The following is a 17,371-nucleotide window of genomic DNA, read 5'->3' as shown; positions in this document are numbered from 1 at the left end:
ATTCGTGATATCGCCGATCAAACGAACCTGCTGGCACTTAACGCTGCCATTGAAGCTGCACGTGCTGGTGAGCACGGCAGGGGCTTTGCAGTCGTAGCTGATGAGGTGCGAAAACTAGCTGAACGCACACAAAAATCGCTTGGCGAAATAGAAGCAAACACAAACGTTTTAGCCCAATCAATCAACGAAATGAGCGAGTCAATCAAAGAACAAGCCGACGGCATAAATATGATAAATCAAAGCGTCGCCCAAATAGACAATCTCACTCGTGCAAATGTCGGCGTAGCAAACCGCACAAACGAAGTAACCGCCGAAGTTGATGATATGGCAAAAGCCATTGTCGCTGATGTAAGAAAAAAGAAATTTTAATTAAAGGGGTGAAAACCCCTTTTGATTTTATAACTGCTTTTTAAATTCCAACACTTTAAAATAAATCTTTTTTAGCAAATTTTAAAACATAGCCAAAGTCTCTAATTTGCGAGTTTAGAAACTTTTTATTAAATTTTGGGTAAAATCCATAGTTATTTTTAAGGATAAATATGGAAGAAAATTTACTAAATCAAAACCAAGATATTCAGGTTATAGACATTGAAGACTCTATAAAGGCGAGTTATCTTGACTACTCAATGAGCGTTATCATCGGTCGTGCCTTGCCAGACGCTAGGGATGGCTTAAAGCCAGTTCATAGGCGTATCCTTTATGCGATGCATAAGCTTGGTGTCCGTGCTAGTGCAAAATATGTCAAATCAGCACGTATCGTGGGCGATGTTATCGGTAAATACCACCCACACGGCGATATGGCTGTTTATGACGCACTCGTTCGTATGGCACAGAGCTTTTCTATGCGTTATCCTAGCGTTGATGGACAGGGAAACTTTGGCTCAATTGACGGCGACAGCGCTGCGGCTATGCGTTATACAGAAGCAAAGATGACAAAATTAAGCGAAGAAATTTTAAGCGATATTGAAAAAGAAACCGTTGATTTTGTCCCAAACTACGATGGTAGCGAAATGGAGCCAGATGTGCTTCCAAGCCGTGTGCCAAATTTGCTTTTAAACGGATCAAGCGGTATTGCTGTTGGTATGGCTACAAACATACCACCGCACAGCCTTGATGAGCTAATTGACGGACTTTTGCTTGTTTTGGATAATAAAAATGCTACGCTTGAAGAGATTATGCAACATATCAAAGGACCAGATTTTCCAACTGGTGGCATAATATTTGGCAAAAAAGGCATTATTGAGGCTTACCGCACTGGCAGAGGACGCGTTAAAGTCAGGGCAAAAACTCATATTGAAAAGAAGCCAAACAAAGATGTAATCGTAATTGACGAGCTACCTTATCAGACAAATAAGGCACGACTAATTGAGCAGATTGCCGAGCTTGTAAAGGAAAAGCAAATTGAGGGCATTAGCGAAGTTAGAGATGAGAGCGATAGAGAGGGGATTCGCGTTGTCATTGAGCTAAAACGTGACGCGATGAGCGATATCGTGCTAAATAACCTCTTTAAATCAACGACAATGGAAAGCACCTTTGGTGTTATAATGCTTGCCATTGATAACAAAGAGCCAAAGGTATTTAATCTAATTGAGTTATTAAAGTTATTTTTAAATCATAGAAAGACGATTATTATCCGCCGAACGATTTTTGAGCTTGAAAAGGCTCGTGCAAGAGCTCACATTTTAGAGGGCTTAAAAATCGCACTTGATAACATTGATGCTGTTATAAATTTAATAAGAAATAGTGCTGATACAGCGACTGCTCGTGCTGGGCTAATGGAGAATTTTGGTCTAAGTGAGCTTCAAGCAAATGCGATCCTTGATATGCGTTTAAGTAAGCTTACGAATTTGGGTCGAGATGAGATAGAGAGCGAGTTAAAGGCACTTCTTGAAGAGATTGAAAGACTAAGTAAAATTCTAAAAAGCGAAGAGCTTCTTGAAAATATAATTAGAGATGAGCTAAAAGAAATTCGCTCTAAATTTAAAGTTCCACGCATTACTGAAATTGTTGATGATTACGATGATATTGACATTGAAGACCTTATTCCAAATGAAAATATGGTCGTTACCATAACTCATCGTGGCTATATCAAACGTGTGCCAAGTAAGCAATACGAGAAGCAAAAGCGTGGTGGCAAGGGTAAGGTAGCGGTCACGACTTACGATGATGATTTTATTGAGAGCTTCTTTACCTCAAACACACATGATACGCTTATGTTTGTAACAGATAGGGGTCAATTATACTGGCTAAAAGTTTATAAAATTCCAGAAGGTTCACGCACGGCAAAAGGCAAGGCGGTTGTAAATTTAGTCCAGCTTCAAGCTGATGAAAAAATTATGGCGATAATCCCAACGACCGATTTTAGCGAGGGTAAATCTTTGGCGTTTTTCACTAAAAACGGCGTAGTAAAACGCACAAATTTAAGCGAGTTTAAAAACATCCGCTCAATCGGCGTTAGGGCAATTAGCCTTGATGAAAACGATGAGCTTGTAACCGCTTTGATCGTTGAAAATAGCGATGATTTTATCCCAGATGATGAAAATTCTACTAATATTGACGGCGAAGAAAATGTCGTATTGCAACCTGAAATTACGGACGAAAACAGCGATGAGAGTGGTGATGAAAATTTAGATGATAGTGGCGAGAAAAAACTCTTTATCGTTACTAAAAAGGGTATGTGCCTTAAATTTAATGTAAGTAAAGTTCGCCAAATGGGCAGAAGTGCACGCGGTGTAACTGGTATTAAATTTAAAGAACAAGGCGATGAGGTCGTTGGGGCTGCCGTAATTGAAAGTGACAGCCAAGAGGTATTAAGCATATCTCAAAAGGGCATTGGCAAACGCACGACGGCTGATGAGTATCGTCTCACAAACCGCGGTGGCAAGGGTGTTATCTGTATGAAGCTAAACAATCGCACAGGTGATTTAGTCGGTGTTGTTATGGTTGATGATGAGCAGGATTTAATGGCTCTTACTTCAAGTGGCAAGATGATAAGAGTTGATATGCAAAGCATTAGAAAAGCCGGACGCAACACAAGTGGCGTAATAGTCGTAAATGTAGATGGCGATGATGTCGTAAGTATCGCAAGATGTCCAAAAGCTAGTGAAGATACTGACGAGAGTGATGATGGGCTGGATTTGGAATAAATTTTGCTTAACAAGCCTAAATTTCAAAGGATTAAGATGAAAAATTTTGCTTTTCTACTCGCTTTTTTGGCGATTTTTAGCGGTTGTTCTTTTAATGGATTTATGGGAGAGCCTACAAGCACGGCACAGCGCGAGGTCGTGATTCAAAAGGTGGATAAAGATGACCTGCGTGAAGTGATGAAAAAGGAGAAGATGATTTTTGATAGCACACCAGCTCAGGTTAGCTTTGTGGCTGTTGGCGAGGGTATAGCACCCATAAACGCCGTATCTCAGGCACAAGCGCTAACCCTAGCAAAGCGTGCTGCTATGGCTGATGCATACTCTCAGCTTGCTGGTAAGCTTTATGGCGTAAAAATCAACGCAGAAGACACCGTGCGTGATGCTATGCTTAAAGATAGCTCAATCACAACAAAGGTACAAGGTCTTGTAAAAAACGCCACAATCACCGAAGAGGGCTTTAAAAGCGGACTTTACACCGTTAGAATGAAACTTGATATTGACCAAGACAAGTGGCAAGAAGTCTTTGCTTATTAATCGCACTTATAAATTTCACATTTAGCTCAGAAGAGTTTATCTTTTGGGCTAATGTGAGTGTCAAAAACTACATAATCAGCTCACAAAATTTAAATATCTCAAAATCAATGGTAAAAAGCACAAAATCATCAAATTATATTTGCGAAATTTTTGGCAAAAAAGATGAGAATCAAACCACGATTAGCTTTTTAAAACGCCACGAGGACGCACTTTTTGAGTGCTTTGCAAATCAAAAAATAAATGTGCAAGATGAGATAAAAAAACAGGGCATAAATGTCTATAAAAATACAAATTTAGCAATAAAACCGATACATTTTACAATAGAATTTAAGCCAAATTCAGCTATTATTTTGGTTTTTCAAGGGAGGTAAGATGAACGTAGCTATCGTTGAAGATGATATAAATATGAGAAAGTCCCTTGAAATCGCACTTAGCGACTACGATGAGCTAAATGTAAAGTGCTATAAATCAGCCACAGAAGCACTTAAAAAGCTTGATAGCACGACAGATTTAATCGTGACTGACATAAATATGCCCGGACTTGATGGCATTGAATTTATAAAGGAGCTTAACGGCAAATTTGATGTCATCATAATGACTGGCAATGCCACGTTAAATAGAGCCATTGAGAGCGTTAGGCTTGGTGTTAAGGACTTTTTAACAAAACCATTTGACGTAAATACCCTTTATGAAGCGATAAAAAGGGTGCAAAAAGAGCGCGAGAAAATCAGCACAAAACAGATAAAAATTTCAAATATCAAAAGCGACTTTGTAGGTGACTCAGAGGCTTTAAAAAGGGCTAAAAATATCGCTTTAAAAGCTGCCGTGACTGATGCAAGCGTGATGATAATGGGCGAGAGTGGCGTTGGCAAAGAGGTTTTTGCAAATTTTATCCATAAAAACTCAAAACGAAAAGATAAGCCATTTATCGCCATAAATATGGCTGCAATTCCAGAAAATCTCATTGAGAGCGAACTTTTTGGCTTTGAAAAGGGTGCATTTACCGACGCTACGACGCAAAAAGCTGGGCTTTTTGAGCTTGCAAACGGCGGGACGCTGTTTTTAGATGAGATTGGCGAGATGCCTATAAATTTACAGCCAAAGCTACTTCGTGCCATTCAGGAGCGTGAAATTTCAAGGCTTGGCGGCACAAAACCTATAAAGATTGATGTGCGAATTTTATGCGCGACAAACGCAAATTTAGATGAGCTAATCAAAAACGCAAAATTTAGAGAGGATCTATTTTACCGCTTAAATACAATCCCGCTTTTAATCCCGCCACTTCGTGAGCGAAAGGACGAGATAGAAGCTATCGCAAACGCCGTGCTTAAAAAGGTATGTGATGAATATGAGCTTGGCGAAAAATCTTTTAGCGATGAGGCAATAAGCGAGCTTTTAGGCTACTCATATCCTGGCAACATAAGAGAGCTAATCTCAATCACACAAAGGGCTGCGATTTTAAGCGAAGGTGCTAAAATAACGGCAGATGATCTATTTTTACAAGGCAGAAAAAGCAGATAAAGGAGCAAAAATGAGAAAATTTAACATAGCGGTTGTCGGTGCCACTGGTGCGGTTGGCGAGGAGATTTTTAACGTTTTAAGTGAGGTAAATTTCCCAGTTGGCGAAGTTTTGCCACTTGCAAGTAGCAAAAGTGCAGGGAGTGAGATTGAGTTTAACGGCAAGAGCTATAAGGTAAAAGAGCTTACAAACGAAGTCTGGGACGAGCACGAGATAGATATCGCATTTTTCTCAGCCGGCGGGTCGGTTTCAGAGAAATTTGCCCCAGTTGCGGCAGCTAGTGGTGCGGTCGTGATTGATAACACGAGCCATTTTAGAATGCAAGAAAATGTCCCACTTGTCGTGCCAGAGTGCAATCCTGGCGATATCGCACTTTATAAAGAAACAGGCATAATCGCAAATCCAAACTGCTCAACAATCCAAATGGTGCAAATTTTAAAGCCACTTGATGACGCTTTTGACATTGAGCGTGTTGATGTAAGCACCTATCAAGCAGCAAGTGGCGCTGGTAAGGAGGGTATGGAGGAGCTTGTGTTACAGCTTCAAAAATTCTTTGAGTTTAAGCTTGATGAGTGCGAAGCAAAGGTCTTTGCACACCGCCTAGCATTTAACGTAATCCCGCACATTGACGTCTTTTTAGAAAATGACTACACAAAAGAAGAGATGAAAATGGTTAAAGAAACTCAGAAAATTTTGCATAAAAAAATGGAGGTTTCAGCCACTTGTGTGCGTGTGCCAGTGCTTAGAAGCCACTCAGAAGCTATCACGATACACTTTAAAAATAGCGTAGATGTCGCAAAGGCAAAAGAAATTCTAAGCAAAGCCCCAAGCGTTGTGTTGCTTGATAACCCAAGCAAAAAAGAGTATCCAATGCCACTTCACGCAACCGATACAAACGACACGTATGTGGGTAGAATCAGAAAAGATAACTATCGCGACAACGTGCTTCATCTTTGGTGCAGTGCTGACCAAATTAGAGTCGGGGCTGCGACAAATGCCGTTAGAATCGCACAAAAGTGGATAGAGTTGCCTGAAAATCAATAAATTTTAAATAAGATTTGGTATAATCGCCTGAATTTTTTAAAGGAAAGTAGATGAAAATTTTAAGAAAAATCTCAATGTTGTGCTGTTTTAGCCTTTTTGCCTTTGGTGCAAACGAGGTTTATTTCATAAAAGCAAGTGGCGAACTTGGCAAAGAAATCGCCCAAATGGCAAAAGAGTATGCCCAAAAAAACGGCACAAGCGTTGAAATTTTTATAGACGAAGACCCACGAAAATACAAGGACACAAGGCTAATTAAGACTGGTGTGAATAAGCGTGGTCGCTACTCGGCGTCACTTGGCAAGGAGCTTTATGAAGCTAAATGTGCCTCGTGTCACGGCACCGATATGCAAAAACGCCCAAGCGGAACGACAATGCTAAAAGATATGGACGCAAAGGATATTGAAGATAGCATTATCTCATACCGAAGCGATTCTGAGTTTGGCAAAAGCACACGCTCTGTAATGCAAAATATCGCAAAATCAATCACAAACGCCGACCTTGGGGCGATTATTTTTTATATCAAGGGCAAGGATGCTTATGCTGATGAGGCAATAGAGGTTGAAAACCAACCAGTTTCAACACAAAAAAGCAGAGGCAGCTACCTAAGATAAACTAAAAATGCTTAAAATTTTACATAAAATTTTAAGCATTTTATCCTTTAAACGTGGCGTTTAGTTGCGTTTTTTAAAATCGCCACCTTCTCTTTTTGCGGCGATATTTGCGATGAGTTTTTGTGTAGCTCATTGCTTCAAACTCACGGATATTGTTAAATTGGCCCTGTGTGGCAAAATCTCGCCAAAAGCCCGATTTAGGGCTAGAAATTCGCTCTTTGTGTCGTTAAAACCGCTAACTACAAGCACTTTAAACACAAACTCACCGCTAAAAACTCATCTAAATTTGCTCGTTTATAACGGCTAAATTTTTAACTTATAAAACAAAACTCCGGCGACATTTTCTGTTTTGATTTTGTCATTTTTTATTAGATTTTCTAGGTTTTTTTGTGAAATTTCAGAGAAATTTTCAGCCACATTTAGCTGACTTTGTGGTCGGCGTGAGAGCATTGCCATTATTTGGGCTTCGCTAAAATCGTATTTTACACTACTTTGTCTTTTTGTAGCGACTGCCACTGGGGCATTTGTGATGAGTTTTGAAAGCTCGTGTAGCTCATCGCTTGAAATCCCACGCACATTGTATGAAGGCGGTCTGTCAATCGTGCTAATATCAACCCTGTGTGGCAAAATCTCGCCAAAAGCCCGATTTAGGGCTACAAATTCGCTCCTTGTGTCGTTAAAACCGCTAACTACAAGCACTTCAAGCACAAGCTCACCGCTAAAAACTCGCCTAAATTCACTCATTTTTTTAACAAGCTCGTTTGGGTCAAATTTCGCCGTCCTGTCAATCTTGACAAAGCTCTTTTTATTCACGCTATCAAGGCTAAATTTAACGATATCAAGCCCCAAAAGTGCGTTAAAAATTTCATCTTTTAAAACCCCAGAGCCGTTGCTTAAAATGAGTAGTTTTTGCGTGGTTTTTATCTTTTTTAGCTCCAAAATCAGCTCGTTTAGGTAAGGATAAAGTGTCGGTTCGCCGTTAGCTGTAATTGTTATTACATCAATCCCGCTTTTTTGGCTTAAAGCGGTGCTGACTTCGCTTAAAATTTCAGCCACACTTGGCGGATTTTCTATCTTTTGTGTCGTTTTTGCACGGCTTAATTCGCAATAAACGCAGTCAAAATTACAGCACTTTTTTGCTGGACTTAAATCAATGCCAAGAGAAATGCCAAAACGGCGTGAGTTTATTGGACCAAAAACTATGTTATTTTCTGACATTTGTCTGCCCTATTTGAAATTTATTTAAAAGTTCAAAGCCGTCATTAAAAATGCTCACCAAGGAGAGTAGGGTGATGATAAGGGTTATGGCGGCTAGGAATTTTTGATTTCGCTTTGAAAGCTCAAATTCTCGTATCTTTCGCTCTTCATTTTTTATCTCAAAATACTCTTTACAAAGCATTAAAATTTCATTTTGTTTGCTGTCAATATCGTAAAAATTTTTGATTTTTTGGTAAATTTTAAAGGTTTCTGTTCGGTTTTCGTTTATCAAAAATCCGCTTTGTGCTTTAAATTTTAAAAATCTATCCCTTGCCTTTAAAATTTCATCTGTATTTTGGGATTTTAATGTGTCCCAAAGCTCATTTTTAAGCTCGTTGTAGATTAAAAAATAGATTTGTAAAATAACGATTTTAAAGACATTTTCATCTTTGATTTGGCTATTTTGAGTGATACAAAGATAGTGATTGGTGTTAAAATAGACCTTGAAATTGCCACTTTTTCGCTCAAAAATCTCGTAATCATTAAAATTTGGCAACTTATCATCGCTAAATTCAAACGAAAATTTTGGCTCGTAGCTGTATTTTGTCGCTTCATTTATGCCAAACAAAAAGTCGTTTATTGATACAAAACTCATAGTAAAAGCCAAGCGAGGGTCTGAAAAATCGCCTAGTTTTTTATCTAGATGATAAATTTTACACACTTCATCTAAAAAGATATTTGAGCTTTTAGCAGGGTGCTTACTTAGGCACTCTGCTACGCTTTTATCATCTATTTTGTAAATTTCATACTTCATATCTCTCGCCCGGAGTCATCTCTATTATCTCCCACGGCAGACCTTGTTTGTTTAGCTCGTCCATAAACGGCTTTGCGTCAAATTGCTCCATATTAAACACGCCCTTACCGCTCCAAACGCCTTTTGCGACAAGTAGTGAGCCTATCATCGCTGGCACTCCTGTCGTGTAGCTTACCGCCTGAGCGCCAGTTTCGGCGTAGCACTCCTCGTGGTCGCAAACGTTATAGATATAAACTTGCCTCTCTTTGCCGTCTTTAAATCCTCTAATCACGCAACCGATGTTAGTTTTGCCTTTCGTTCTAGGACCAAGCGAGGCAGGGTCTGGTAACAAAGTCTTTAAAAACTGAATCGGCACGATTTTAACGCCATTATGCTCAACTTCATCAATTCTAAGCATTCCGACGTTTTCTAGGCACTTCATATGCGTTAAGTAGCTTTGCCCAAAGGTCATAAAAAAGCGAATTCGCTTTAAACCTTTGATGTTTTTAACCAAGCTTTCAAGCTCCTCGTGATAGAGCAAGTAGCTGTCTTTGACGCCGACTTTTGGGTAGTCCCACTTAAACATTATCTGCATTGGCTCGGTTTCTATCCACTCGCCGTTCTCCCAATATCTGCCCTTTGAGCTTACTTCACGAAGGTTGATTTCAGGGTTGAAATTTGTCGCAAACGGGTATCCGTGATCTCCGGCGTTGCAGTCAAGTATGTCTATCTCGTTTATCTCATCAAACAAATTTTGCTGTGCGTAAGCGCAAAATACGTTTGTAACGCCCGGATCAAAGCCCGAGCCAAGAAGCGCCATTGTATTTGCGTTTTTGAAATCGCTATCTTTTGCCCATTGAAGCTTGTATTCAAATTTGGCTGTGTCTGGGTGCTCATAGTTTGCGGTGTCAATGTAAGGAATTCCAGCTTTTACGCAAGCGTCCATTAGCGTTAAGTCCTGATACGGCAGGGCGACATTTAGTAATAAATCAGCGCCACTCTTTTTAATAAGCTCAACGACTGCGTCCGTGTCGTCAGCGTCGATCGTAGCGGTATCAATGCTGACATTCAAGCGGTCTTTTATAAATTTAGCGATCGCGTCGCATTTTGATTTTGTGCGACTTGCAAGTGTTATTTTGCTAAAAACGTCCGAGTTCATCGCACATTTTACGGTCGCTACTTGGCTTACGCCGCCAGCGCCGATTATTAAGATATGTTTCATGGGTTTATCCTTTGTTTAAATTTGGCTAATTATACGAAAAATTTGATTAAAATTCTAAATTTGTGCTAAAATCAATGCTTTTAAACGCAAAAAGGATAAGAATGAAGCGAATTTTAACGATACAAGACATCTCGTGCGTGGGCAAATGCTCGCTAACCGTGGCTTTGCCGATAATCTCTGCAATGGGTATTGAAGCGGCGATTTTACCCACAGCTGTGCTTTCAACGCACACTGGATTTAAAAATTTCACATTTTGCGATTTGACGGATGAGATTGATAAGATTAAAACGGCTTGGAGAGCCGAAAATATCGGCTTTGATGGCATTTACACCGGATTTTTAGGTAGCTTTTTACAGCTTGAAAAAATGGCTGAAATTTTTGATGAATTTGGTAAAAATTCGCCAATTTTAGTTGATCCTTGTATGGGCGATAACGGCAAACTTTACTCCATTTTTGACCTAAAATTCGCCGCTGCGATGGGTGAGCTTTGCAAGAAAGCCGACATAATCACGCCAAATTTAACCGAAGCTTGTTTTTTAACAAGCACCAAATATCCGCAAAACGGCTACGATAGCGATTTCGTGGGCGAGCTTTTGGATAAGTTAAAGGCGTTTGGCAACAAAAAAATCGTGCTAAAAGGGATAAGTTACGATGAGAAAACGTGCGGCGTTTTTGGCTTTGACAGGGATAAAAATGAGCTTACAAGCTACTTTCACGAGCTTGTGCCGCAGCGATTTCACGGCACTGGCGATATGTTCGCTTCGGCACTTTTTTCAAAAATCGTGCTTGGAGATAATTTAGAAAACGCCATAAAAACGGCTGCGAATTTTGTTTTAGATGCGATAAAATGCACTTTGGCGAATGAAAGTCGCAACTGGTACGGCGTTGATTTTGAGAGCGCTTTGCCGAATTTGATTAAAAATTTGTAGAAATTTTGATTTTTTTAGCTTAAATTGCAAAATTTAAGCTAAATTTTATTGACAAAATAGTTTTTTTTGTATAAAATCACAACTTCTTTTACGAAACATTCCGGATTAGCTCAGCGGTAGAGTAGTCGGCTGTTAACCGATTGGTCGCTGGTTCGAATCCAGCATCCGGAGCCACTCTTTTAATTAATCCACAAAACAAATCACAAAACAATTCTTACCATCTTCGTGTTTGTATTTTAAAGCGTGATCGTGCTTTTTAAAAATTTGATTTGCGATGTAAAGCCCAAGCCCAAGCCCGGAGTTTGAGGTTTCTACCTTTCTATTAAAAGCCCTATCAAAGTCAAGACTATCTTCATCTAGCTTCTTGCCGGTGCTACTTATGCAGATTGTGTTTTTATCTATGCTTACAAAAATTTTATCACCTGAGTATTTTAGGGCGTTGTCAATTAAGTTTTTAACCCCAGTTGTATAAAGCTCAAAATCAATATCCACTGCACTCATCTCATCGCCAACTAGCACCTCTATGCGACTGGTATCTTTTAGCAAGAGCAGGTCTATTGAGTGATCAATGATATCTATAACTCGGTGCTTATCCTTTTTAAGCTCCCACTCATTAGACACCAGCTTTTCTACCTTGACGACTTCGCCTAGGATTATTTCAAGCCTTATGAAAATTTGTTTTAGCCTATTTTTAAATTTATCATCTTGCAAAAATTCCTCTATCATATCCATCATAATCCGCCCCTTCATTATCGGATTACGAAATTCGTGCAAGATATTGCGTAAAAACAGCGCCCTAGCTTCTTTTATCGCATTTATCTTTTGCATTGTCGTGTTAAACTCACTAGCGATTTGCCCTATCTCATCACCTGTATCTGTTTTTATCAGTCTAAATTTATCTTTTTCTCCAGCCTCTCTTATTATATTTTTTAAATTTCTAAGCCTTAACAGCTTTCTTAGCACGACCACAAAAAATAGCACCATTACGATATCTACGATGAGCCAAAGTAGCCAGATGTTACGAGACGACAGCTCTTGTAAATTCTCCAAAGCTAGTTCATTTCTAGCGATGATCTCCTTTTTTGCTGGATCAAGTCCGGCTGCAACCATAATGCGAGACAACATCGCATCATCTGCAAGAGATAGCCTAGGCACAAAATATAGCTTCTTATCGTATCTTATCATATCAGCGTATGAGTTGCTTAGAATTTTCTCGCCGTTTTTTCTAATCTTATCAGTAGAGAGATTGCTGTCTCTAAGTCCGATTTGTTCTAGCTGTTTGGTTACATTTTTATCTTCTTGTCCACGTATTCTCATACCTAGCATAAATCGCTGGTAGGTAAAATACTCAGCGTCCCTTACCTGCCTTTTTGACTCTACAAAAAATGCGAAATTTACTATGCCAAGAGCGATAAAAAAGAATAGCGATATTAATTTGACAATAGAAACACTACGCATTGATAAACTTATATCCTATGCCTCTAACTGGGTGGATAAACTGCGGATTTTTAGGGTCATCTCCTATCTTTTGACGCAATCTACCTATGGCTACGTCAATGCTTTTTAGTCCGCTTTGAAATTTTGACTGACCTAAATTTATTAAGATATCCTCCCTTGGTATAGCCATACCCTCTTTTTCATAAAGGTAGAGAAAAATGTCAAATTCCGCTTTTGTTAGCAGTAGCTCTTTTTTATCTTTTATGACGACTCGTCTTTGCTTATCAACACAAAAGGTTTTATGGTTATCGTTAGCACTAAGCCCTCTTCTAAGTATAGTTTTTAGCCTGTAAGCAAGTTCTATTGGGTCATAAGGCTTTACTATATAGTCGTCCGCTCCAAGCTCAAAGCCCTTTATCTTATCTAGCGTTTCAGAACGAGCTGATGAGATGATTATGGGTAGTGATGCGTAGCTAAGCCTTACGCTTTTACACACTTCAAGTCCGTCAAGATCTGGCAAACCAAGGTCAAGCACCAAGGCGTCAAATGTGTTTTTCTCGTGTAAAATTTTAAGCCCTTCAAGCGGATTTGTAGATATCGTTACGCCAATGTCGCTTTTTGCAAGTGCATACTTTAAAAGCTCGGCCAAATCAAGGTCATCTTCTATAAGTAAAATTTCTATCATAGCGGTGATTATATCAAATTTTAAAAATTTAAAACTAAAAATATTTTTTTATGTTACCAAAATCTTACCGGTTTTAGTAAGCCCTCGTGTTATCATTTCATTAACAATTTTAAAGGAGTTTATTAAATGAAGACACGTTTTTTAAATCTTAGTTTAGCCACATTTGTGGCTTTGACATCTAGCCTTAGTGCTAGTGAGAGCCTAGCAGAGGCTTTGCAGTCAAGCACGATTGGCGGTAGTGTATTTTCATACTACGATATGGATAAAACCGAATACTTCCCACCAGCAAGTAGCAAAAATCCAAACCGCCAACATATCGGTGGTATCGGAGCTGAGCTTAAATTTTTAACTGGCTCTTACTATGGTTTTAACTAGGTCTTACCGCTCAGGGTTTGGTAAATTTTGCCCCTTCAAGTGCTGCAAAAGAATTTTACGCATACGACTGGAACAGCGAGGGCGTTGCACTTTCAGAGGCGTATTTAGGATATGAAAGCGACTACATTGACCTAAAAATTGGTCGCCAATACTACAACTCAAAATACACCGGACTTGTGCCACCACTTGTTGCAACCAACACAGATGTGGGATATAAAGAGGCATTTGAGGGCGTGAGCGCTAGGATAAAGCTTGATAGCATTAATACTGTGATTGGCTTAGCGGACTTTTGGAAATTTTCAGGTAGGTCAAGCGCTGTAACAGGTGGCGACCACGGCGCACCAAGATTTAAAGACAAGGTTATCATCGGTGGCTTTGGACCTTATGGTTATGAGTTTGATAACATCTTTAACTCATTTGTGACTTATGGTGGGATCTCTGGCGTATCGCTAACTGCTGGTTATGCAAATGTAACTGGCTTAAAATATGATGATAAAGCTAACTCAAACGGCGACATTGACTTTTACTTTGCCGCAGCTGGTTATAAAACGCCAGTGCTTTTTGAAAACGCAGTCGTTGGCGTGGATTTTATGTATAAAGGCTCAAGAACAAATGGCTCTTTAAAAGAAAATTTTGACTTTAACGGCGACTTTTACACTGGTATGCTTGGGCTATATAACGCTTATGGCTTTGATTTTAGATACGCATACTCAACCGTTAGCAAAAACCAAATGGCACTTCAAGGCATAGGCAACGACGTTGGCGCATTTACAGCCACTCCGATTTATGGACCATTTTTGTTTATGTCGTTTGCTGGTATGAATTTGCACAAATTTAGCGTGGGTTATGATTTTAGCAACGTAGGCATTGATGGTTTTAGACTAGATGCTGATTATTGGAGTGGCAAACAGCATAACAGCAGTAACGTTAGAGCTGGTGGCTTACACGGACAAGCGCCTGGCACTAGGATAGATGTAGAGGGCTGGGATATACAGGCTACTTACAAAGTCCCTGCCATTAAGGGCTTAAAGCTATCTGCGATATATGAAACTATGGATAGAGAGCTAAAATACACAAGCGGTGGCTCTGACGGCAAAACGACAGATGAAGAGCTTTGGTTAAGAGTAACTTACGACTTTGACATATTAAAATAAAATTTCAAGCAAGGATATAAAATGATAGAGAAAAATGAACTATCGCGTCGCTCGTTTTTAAAGCATAGCAGTGTGCTTACAATTGGCTCGGTTGCGGCTGGCTCGGCACTACTAACAGGCTGTGAGAACCCAAACAACCATCTTATCCACAAAAAAGATGAGGTAGCAAAGGCACCAGAAGCACCAAAATGGCTAGGCGAAGAGCCACAAATTTCAGATAGCGAAATTTCTAAGACGCTTGATACAGACGTGCTTATTATCGGTGCTGGTGTATCTGGACTTCACGCTGCACGTGCTGCTAGTGAAAAGGGCGTAAGAGTAATCGTGATAGAAAAGGCGGGTCGCTTTCAGGTTAGAAGCGGTCAATACGGCACTCTTGGTAATAAATTTCAAAGAGAACTTGGCATTAAATATGATAAACACGCGGCCATAAATGAGCATTTAAAGCAAATGGGATACCGCGCTGACCAGCGTGTGTGGAACTACTGGGCTGATCACAGCGGAGAGGATTTTGACTGGATGTTAGAGCTTGCGCCTGCTGTGCATTTTATGAGAGAAACTGATACAGAGCTTGATAGAAGCAAGATAAATATAATGCTAATGCACTATCCGCTCCCAGCCACTTACGATCCAAGTAAAGAAAATAGCCCAAGCTATCCGACCGTTATGACGTTTTTGCCTAGCCAAGAGCCGATGATGGAGCTAGTTTATGAAAAGTCAATACAACAAGGCACAAAGTATATCTTTAAAACTCGCGCAAAAAAGCTACTTCGCGATAAGACAACTGGCAAAATGCAAGGCGCAATCGCGCAAGATATGAGCGACGGCTCGTATATTAAGATAAATGCCAAGTCGGTGATTTTAGCCACTGGGGACTATATGAACGACCCTGAAATGGTAAAAACATTTGTGCCGTGGGTTGCAAATTTCTTCTGTCCGTTTCCAAATTTAGATTATAAAAACCACCCAACAAACACTGGCGACGGACACAAACTAGGCTCGTGGATAGGTGCAAAGCTAGAAGACGGCCCGCACGCACCAGTCGCTCATACTCTTGGCGGACCGCTTGGGGTTGATGCGTTTTTGCTAACAAACGCAAAGGGGGAGCGCTTTACAAATGAAGATCTAAGCGGACAGCAAGTCACTCAGCCACTCTCTCGCCAACCAGGAGGCTTTGGCTGGCAAGTCTTTGATGCTAAATTCCCAGAGCAAGTTGAGTTTATGGGCGTATCGCACGGCAGTGTAAATCACTGCGTAGCACCAGAGGATAATCCAAAGCTCCCACCTGACTGCCAGTGGGCAATAGGCAAAACATCGTATATATCGGTAAAAGACCTTGAAGAGATGCCAGGCGTTTTTAAAGCAAACAGCATAGAAGAGCTTGCTAGCAAGCTATATCCAGATAACAAAAAGGCACAAACGCAGTTTTTAGCGACCATAAAACGCTACAACGAGCTATGCGATAAGGGATATGATGATGATTTTGGTAAAACTGCTAAGCGAATGTTTCCTGTTCGCCACGCACCATTTTATGCCGGTAAAATGGACGTTGGAGCAAGTTTAGTCGTAATGGGCGGATTTAGCGTCGAGCCAAGCAGTGCAAATGTGCTAGATACCGAATATAACGAAATTTCAGGACTTTATGCTTGCGGTAACGTTATGGGCGGACGCTTTTTGGGCGATTACCCAGTGGTTTTAGCAGGCACCAGCCACGCAACGTGCTTATGCTATGGACGCTTAGCAGGTTATCAGGCAGCAGCAAATGCAAAAGGAGAGAGAGTATGAGCAAGAAAAGAAAATACACACTAATAGGACTAGTAGTGGCTGCTATTGTTGGCTTTATAGCTTATCATCAAGTACAAGCAGCTAGTCACAAGCCGGAATTTTGCATTATGTGCCATAATATGCAACCAGAGTATGACAGCTTTGTCAAGGGCGATATGTTGGCTAAAAAGCACAACGACGCAAATGTAACCTGCCACGACTGCCACGTCCCAACCCTAGCAGAGCAACTAAATGAGGTCAGAATGTATGCAACTGGCGATTTTAAAATGCCAGCAGATCAAAGGGGCTTTAAAAACGAGCAGTGTATAGGCTGTCATAAGGTAGATGAGATTAGAAAAAAGACGGCACATTATGGCCTATCTAACCCTCACGAGAGCGTTCATAACAGAGCAAATGAAATGCTAGAATGCCAGTCGTGCCACGCCGTTCATCATCCCCAAAAGCTAAACACTTGCGCGACCTGCCACCAGATAGATTGGCGAGTGGATAGCAGTTGGAGAATGTTTATAAATAAAAAATAGTTTAAATCCACTTTTTGGCGGATTTTATCTTTATTTGATAAAATTATCCTTTCAAAAAGGATAAAAATGAGTGCTCACGATAAAATTGCCACACGTTTATCACAGATTATCATTAGGCTAAATAACGGCGAAAGGCTTAAAATTTCTGATTTAGCAGATGAGTTTGGCGTGGATAAAAGAACGATACAAAGGGATTTAGTAAGGCTAAACGCACTGCCGATTGAGCGTGAAAATGACCTGTTTTTTATCGCTGATTATGCGCTTGGCAAGCTTGGCTTTAAGGATATTAAGAATTTTGCGATTTTAAGCGGTATAAAGGGGCTTTATCCTAGCCTTGATAATGCGTTTTTAACCGATATTTTAAACGAAAAGCTAAATCACGCATATTTGATTAAAAATCAGGATTTTGGCGAGATTGA

19 protein-coding genes and 1 tRNA gene are annotated in these 17,371 nt (G+C 40.1%); 14 read left to right on the top strand and 6 right to left on the bottom strand.

Annotated features, from left to right (window positions below):
• The 7 genes from NYG85_RS11080 to NYG85_RS11050 form a co-directional block, all read left to right on the top strand.
• The coding region (locus tag NYG85_RS11080; protein ID WP_284937607.1) for a methyl-accepting chemotaxis protein at window positions 1-369 on the top strand (369 nt) is incomplete at its 5' end.
• Window positions 370-539: 170 nt separating this feature from the next.
• Window positions 540-3,146 (top strand): DNA topoisomerase (ATP-hydrolyzing) subunit A, encoded by a 2,607-nt coding sequence (gene gyrA / locus NYG85_RS11075; protein ID WP_284938655.1) that lies wholly within the window; start codon window positions 540-542, stop codon window positions 3,144-3,146.
• A 36-nt stretch (window positions 3,147-3,182) separates the two neighbouring features.
• Window positions 3,183-3,680, top strand: a complete 498-nt coding sequence (locus NYG85_RS11070; protein ID WP_284938654.1) for an LPP20 family lipoprotein — start codon at window positions 3,183-3,185, stop codon at window positions 3,678-3,680.
• A complete protein-coding gene (locus tag NYG85_RS11065; protein WP_284938653.1) occupies window positions 3,656-4,051 on the top strand; it encodes a hypothetical protein in 396 nt (131 codons plus the stop codon). Before NYG85_RS11070 ends, NYG85_RS11065 begins: the two co-directional genes overlap by 25 nt.
• Before the next feature lies 1 nt (window position 4,052).
• A complete protein-coding gene (locus NYG85_RS11060) occupies window positions 4,053-5,201 on the top strand; it encodes a sigma-54-dependent transcriptional regulator (RefSeq protein ID WP_284938651.1) in 1,149 nt (382 codons plus the stop codon).
• A gap of 10 nt (window positions 5,202-5,211) precedes the next feature.
• Window positions 5,212-6,243: an aspartate-semialdehyde dehydrogenase gene (locus NYG85_RS11055; protein ID WP_284938650.1), complete on the top strand. Its 1,032-nt coding sequence runs from the start codon at window positions 5,212-5,214 to the stop codon at window positions 6,241-6,243.
• A 50-nt stretch (window positions 6,244-6,293) separates the two neighbouring features.
• Window positions 6,294-6,854, top strand: coding sequence for a c-type cytochrome (locus NYG85_RS11050; protein ID WP_284938649.1), 561 nt, complete (start codon window positions 6,294-6,296; stop codon window positions 6,852-6,854).
• 129 nt (window positions 6,855-6,983) lie between these two features.
• Here the strand turns inward: NYG85_RS11050 and NYG85_RS11045 are convergent, their stop codons facing one another.
• The 4 genes from NYG85_RS11045 to NYG85_RS11030 are packed head-to-tail and all read right to left on the bottom strand — an operon-like array spanning window position 6,984 to window position 10,066.
• Window positions 6,984-7,112, bottom strand: a complete 129-nt coding sequence (locus NYG85_RS11045) for a hypothetical protein (protein ID WP_284938648.1) — start codon at window positions 7,110-7,112, stop codon at window positions 6,984-6,986.
• Between the two features lie 45 nt (window positions 7,113-7,157).
• The gene (locus NYG85_RS11040; RefSeq protein WP_284938647.1) at window positions 7,158-8,072 is read right to left on the bottom strand and encodes a radical SAM protein; all 915 of its coding nucleotides are present in this window, start codon (window positions 8,070-8,072) and stop codon (window positions 7,158-7,160) included.
• Window positions 8,059-8,865, bottom strand: coding sequence for a hypothetical protein (locus NYG85_RS11035; protein WP_284938645.1), 807 nt, complete (start codon window positions 8,863-8,865; stop codon window positions 8,059-8,061). The genes NYG85_RS11040 and NYG85_RS11035 overlap by 14 nt, the downstream gene beginning before the upstream one ends.
• Window positions 8,855-10,066, bottom strand: a complete 1,212-nt coding sequence (locus tag NYG85_RS11030; RefSeq protein WP_284938643.1) for a saccharopine dehydrogenase family protein — start codon at window positions 10,064-10,066, stop codon at window positions 8,855-8,857. Before NYG85_RS11030 ends, NYG85_RS11035 begins: the two co-directional genes overlap by 11 nt.
• Before the next feature lie 101 nt (window positions 10,067-10,167).
• Here NYG85_RS11030 and NYG85_RS11025 point away from each other — a divergent pair, with 101 nt between their 5' ends.
• Window positions 10,168-10,995, top strand: a complete 828-nt coding sequence (locus tag NYG85_RS11025; protein ID WP_284938642.1) for a pyridoxamine kinase — start codon at window positions 10,168-10,170, stop codon at window positions 10,993-10,995.
• A gap of 99 nt (window positions 10,996-11,094) precedes the next feature.
• Window positions 11,095-11,169, top strand: a tRNA-Asn gene (locus NYG85_RS11020).
• 9 nt (window positions 11,170-11,178) lie between these two features.
• Here the strand turns inward: NYG85_RS11020 and NYG85_RS11015 are convergent.
• Window positions 11,179-12,453, bottom strand: coding sequence for an ArsS family sensor histidine kinase (locus NYG85_RS11015; RefSeq protein WP_284938641.1), 1,275 nt, complete (start codon window positions 12,451-12,453; stop codon window positions 11,179-11,181).
• Entirely contained in the window at window positions 12,446-13,117 is a 672-nt protein-coding gene (locus NYG85_RS11010) for a response regulator transcription factor (RefSeq protein WP_284938639.1), read from the bottom strand. The genes NYG85_RS11015 and NYG85_RS11010 overlap by 8 nt, the downstream gene beginning before the upstream one ends.
• 126 nt (window positions 13,118-13,243) lie before the next feature.
• Between NYG85_RS11010 and NYG85_RS11005 the strand changes: the two genes are divergently transcribed.
• From NYG85_RS11005 to NYG85_RS10985, 5 genes are all read left to right on the top strand, one after another.
• Window positions 13,244-13,492: a hypothetical protein gene (locus NYG85_RS11005; protein WP_284938638.1), complete on the top strand. Its 249-nt coding sequence runs from the start codon at window positions 13,244-13,246 to the stop codon at window positions 13,490-13,492.
• Window positions 13,493-13,509: 17 nt separating this feature from the next.
• Window positions 13,510-14,646, top strand: coding sequence for a metalloid reductase RarA (locus NYG85_RS11000; RefSeq protein ID WP_284938636.1), 1,137 nt, complete (start codon window positions 13,510-13,512; stop codon window positions 14,644-14,646).
• A gap of 21 nt (window positions 14,647-14,667) precedes the next feature.
• A complete protein-coding gene (locus tag NYG85_RS10995; protein WP_284938634.1) occupies window positions 14,668-16,431 on the top strand; it encodes an FAD-dependent oxidoreductase in 1,764 nt (587 codons plus the stop codon).
• On the top strand, window positions 16,428-16,952 hold the full coding sequence (locus NYG85_RS10990; protein WP_284938633.1) for a cytochrome c3 family protein: 525 nt from the start codon (window positions 16,428-16,430) through the stop codon (window positions 16,950-16,952). Before NYG85_RS10995 ends, NYG85_RS10990 begins: the two co-directional genes overlap by 4 nt.
• Window positions 16,953-17,018: 66 nt before the next feature.
• The coding region (locus NYG85_RS10985) for an HTH domain-containing protein (protein ID WP_284938631.1) at window positions 17,019-17,371 on the top strand (353 nt) is incomplete at its 3' end.

Source organism: Campylobacter gastrosuis, assembly GCF_030249845.1.
Lineage (GTDB): Bacteria > Campylobacterota > Campylobacteria > Campylobacterales > Campylobacteraceae > Campylobacter_A > Campylobacter_A gastrosuis.
The sequence above is the reverse complement of the archived record's forward strand: the minus strand, read 5'-3'. Positions and strand labels throughout refer to the sequence as shown.

What these genes read in the sequence shown, in the direction of transcription:
- NYG85_RS11055 (WP_284938650.1), top strand. Translation starts at nt 5,212, where the DNA reads ATGAGAAAATTTAACATAGCGGTTGTCGGTGCCACTGGTGCGGTTGGC.
- NYG85_RS11025 (WP_284938642.1), top strand. Translation starts at nt 10,168, where the DNA reads ATGAAGCGAATTTTAACGATACAAGACATCTCGTGCGTGGGCAAATGC.
- NYG85_RS11030 (WP_284938643.1), bottom strand. Translation starts at nt 10,066, where the DNA reads ATGAAACATATCTTAATAATCGGCGCTGGCGGCGTAAGCCAAGTAGCG.
- NYG85_RS11035 (WP_284938645.1), bottom strand. Translation starts at nt 8,865, where the DNA reads ATGAAGTATGAAATTTACAAAATAGATGATAAAAGCGTAGCAGAGTGC.
- NYG85_RS11060 (WP_284938651.1), top strand. Translation starts at nt 4,053, where the DNA reads ATGAACGTAGCTATCGTTGAAGATGATATAAATATGAGAAAGTCCCTT.
- NYG85_RS10990 (WP_284938633.1), top strand. Translation starts at nt 16,428, where the DNA reads ATGAGCAAGAAAAGAAAATACACACTAATAGGACTAGTAGTGGCTGCT.
- NYG85_RS11010 (WP_284938639.1), bottom strand. Translation starts at nt 13,117, where the DNA reads ATGATAGAAATTTTACTTATAGAAGATGACCTTGATTTGGCCGAGCTT.
- NYG85_RS11050 (WP_284938649.1), top strand. Translation starts at nt 6,294, where the DNA reads ATGAAAATTTTAAGAAAAATCTCAATGTTGTGCTGTTTTAGCCTTTTT.
- NYG85_RS11070 (WP_284938654.1), top strand. Translation starts at nt 3,183, where the DNA reads ATGAAAAATTTTGCTTTTCTACTCGCTTTTTTGGCGATTTTTAGCGGT.
- NYG85_RS11040 (WP_284938647.1), bottom strand. Translation starts at nt 8,072, where the DNA reads ATGTCAGAAAATAACATAGTTTTTGGTCCAATAAACTCACGCCGTTTT.
- NYG85_RS10995 (WP_284938634.1), top strand. Translation starts at nt 14,668, where the DNA reads ATGATAGAGAAAAATGAACTATCGCGTCGCTCGTTTTTAAAGCATAGC.
- NYG85_RS11015 (WP_284938641.1), bottom strand. Translation starts at nt 12,453, where the DNA reads ATGCGTAGTGTTTCTATTGTCAAATTAATATCGCTATTCTTTTTTATC.
- NYG85_RS11005 (WP_284938638.1), top strand. Translation starts at nt 13,244, where the DNA reads ATGAAGACACGTTTTTTAAATCTTAGTTTAGCCACATTTGTGGCTTTG.
- gyrA (WP_284938655.1), top strand. Translation starts at nt 540, where the DNA reads ATGGAAGAAAATTTACTAAATCAAAACCAAGATATTCAGGTTATAGAC.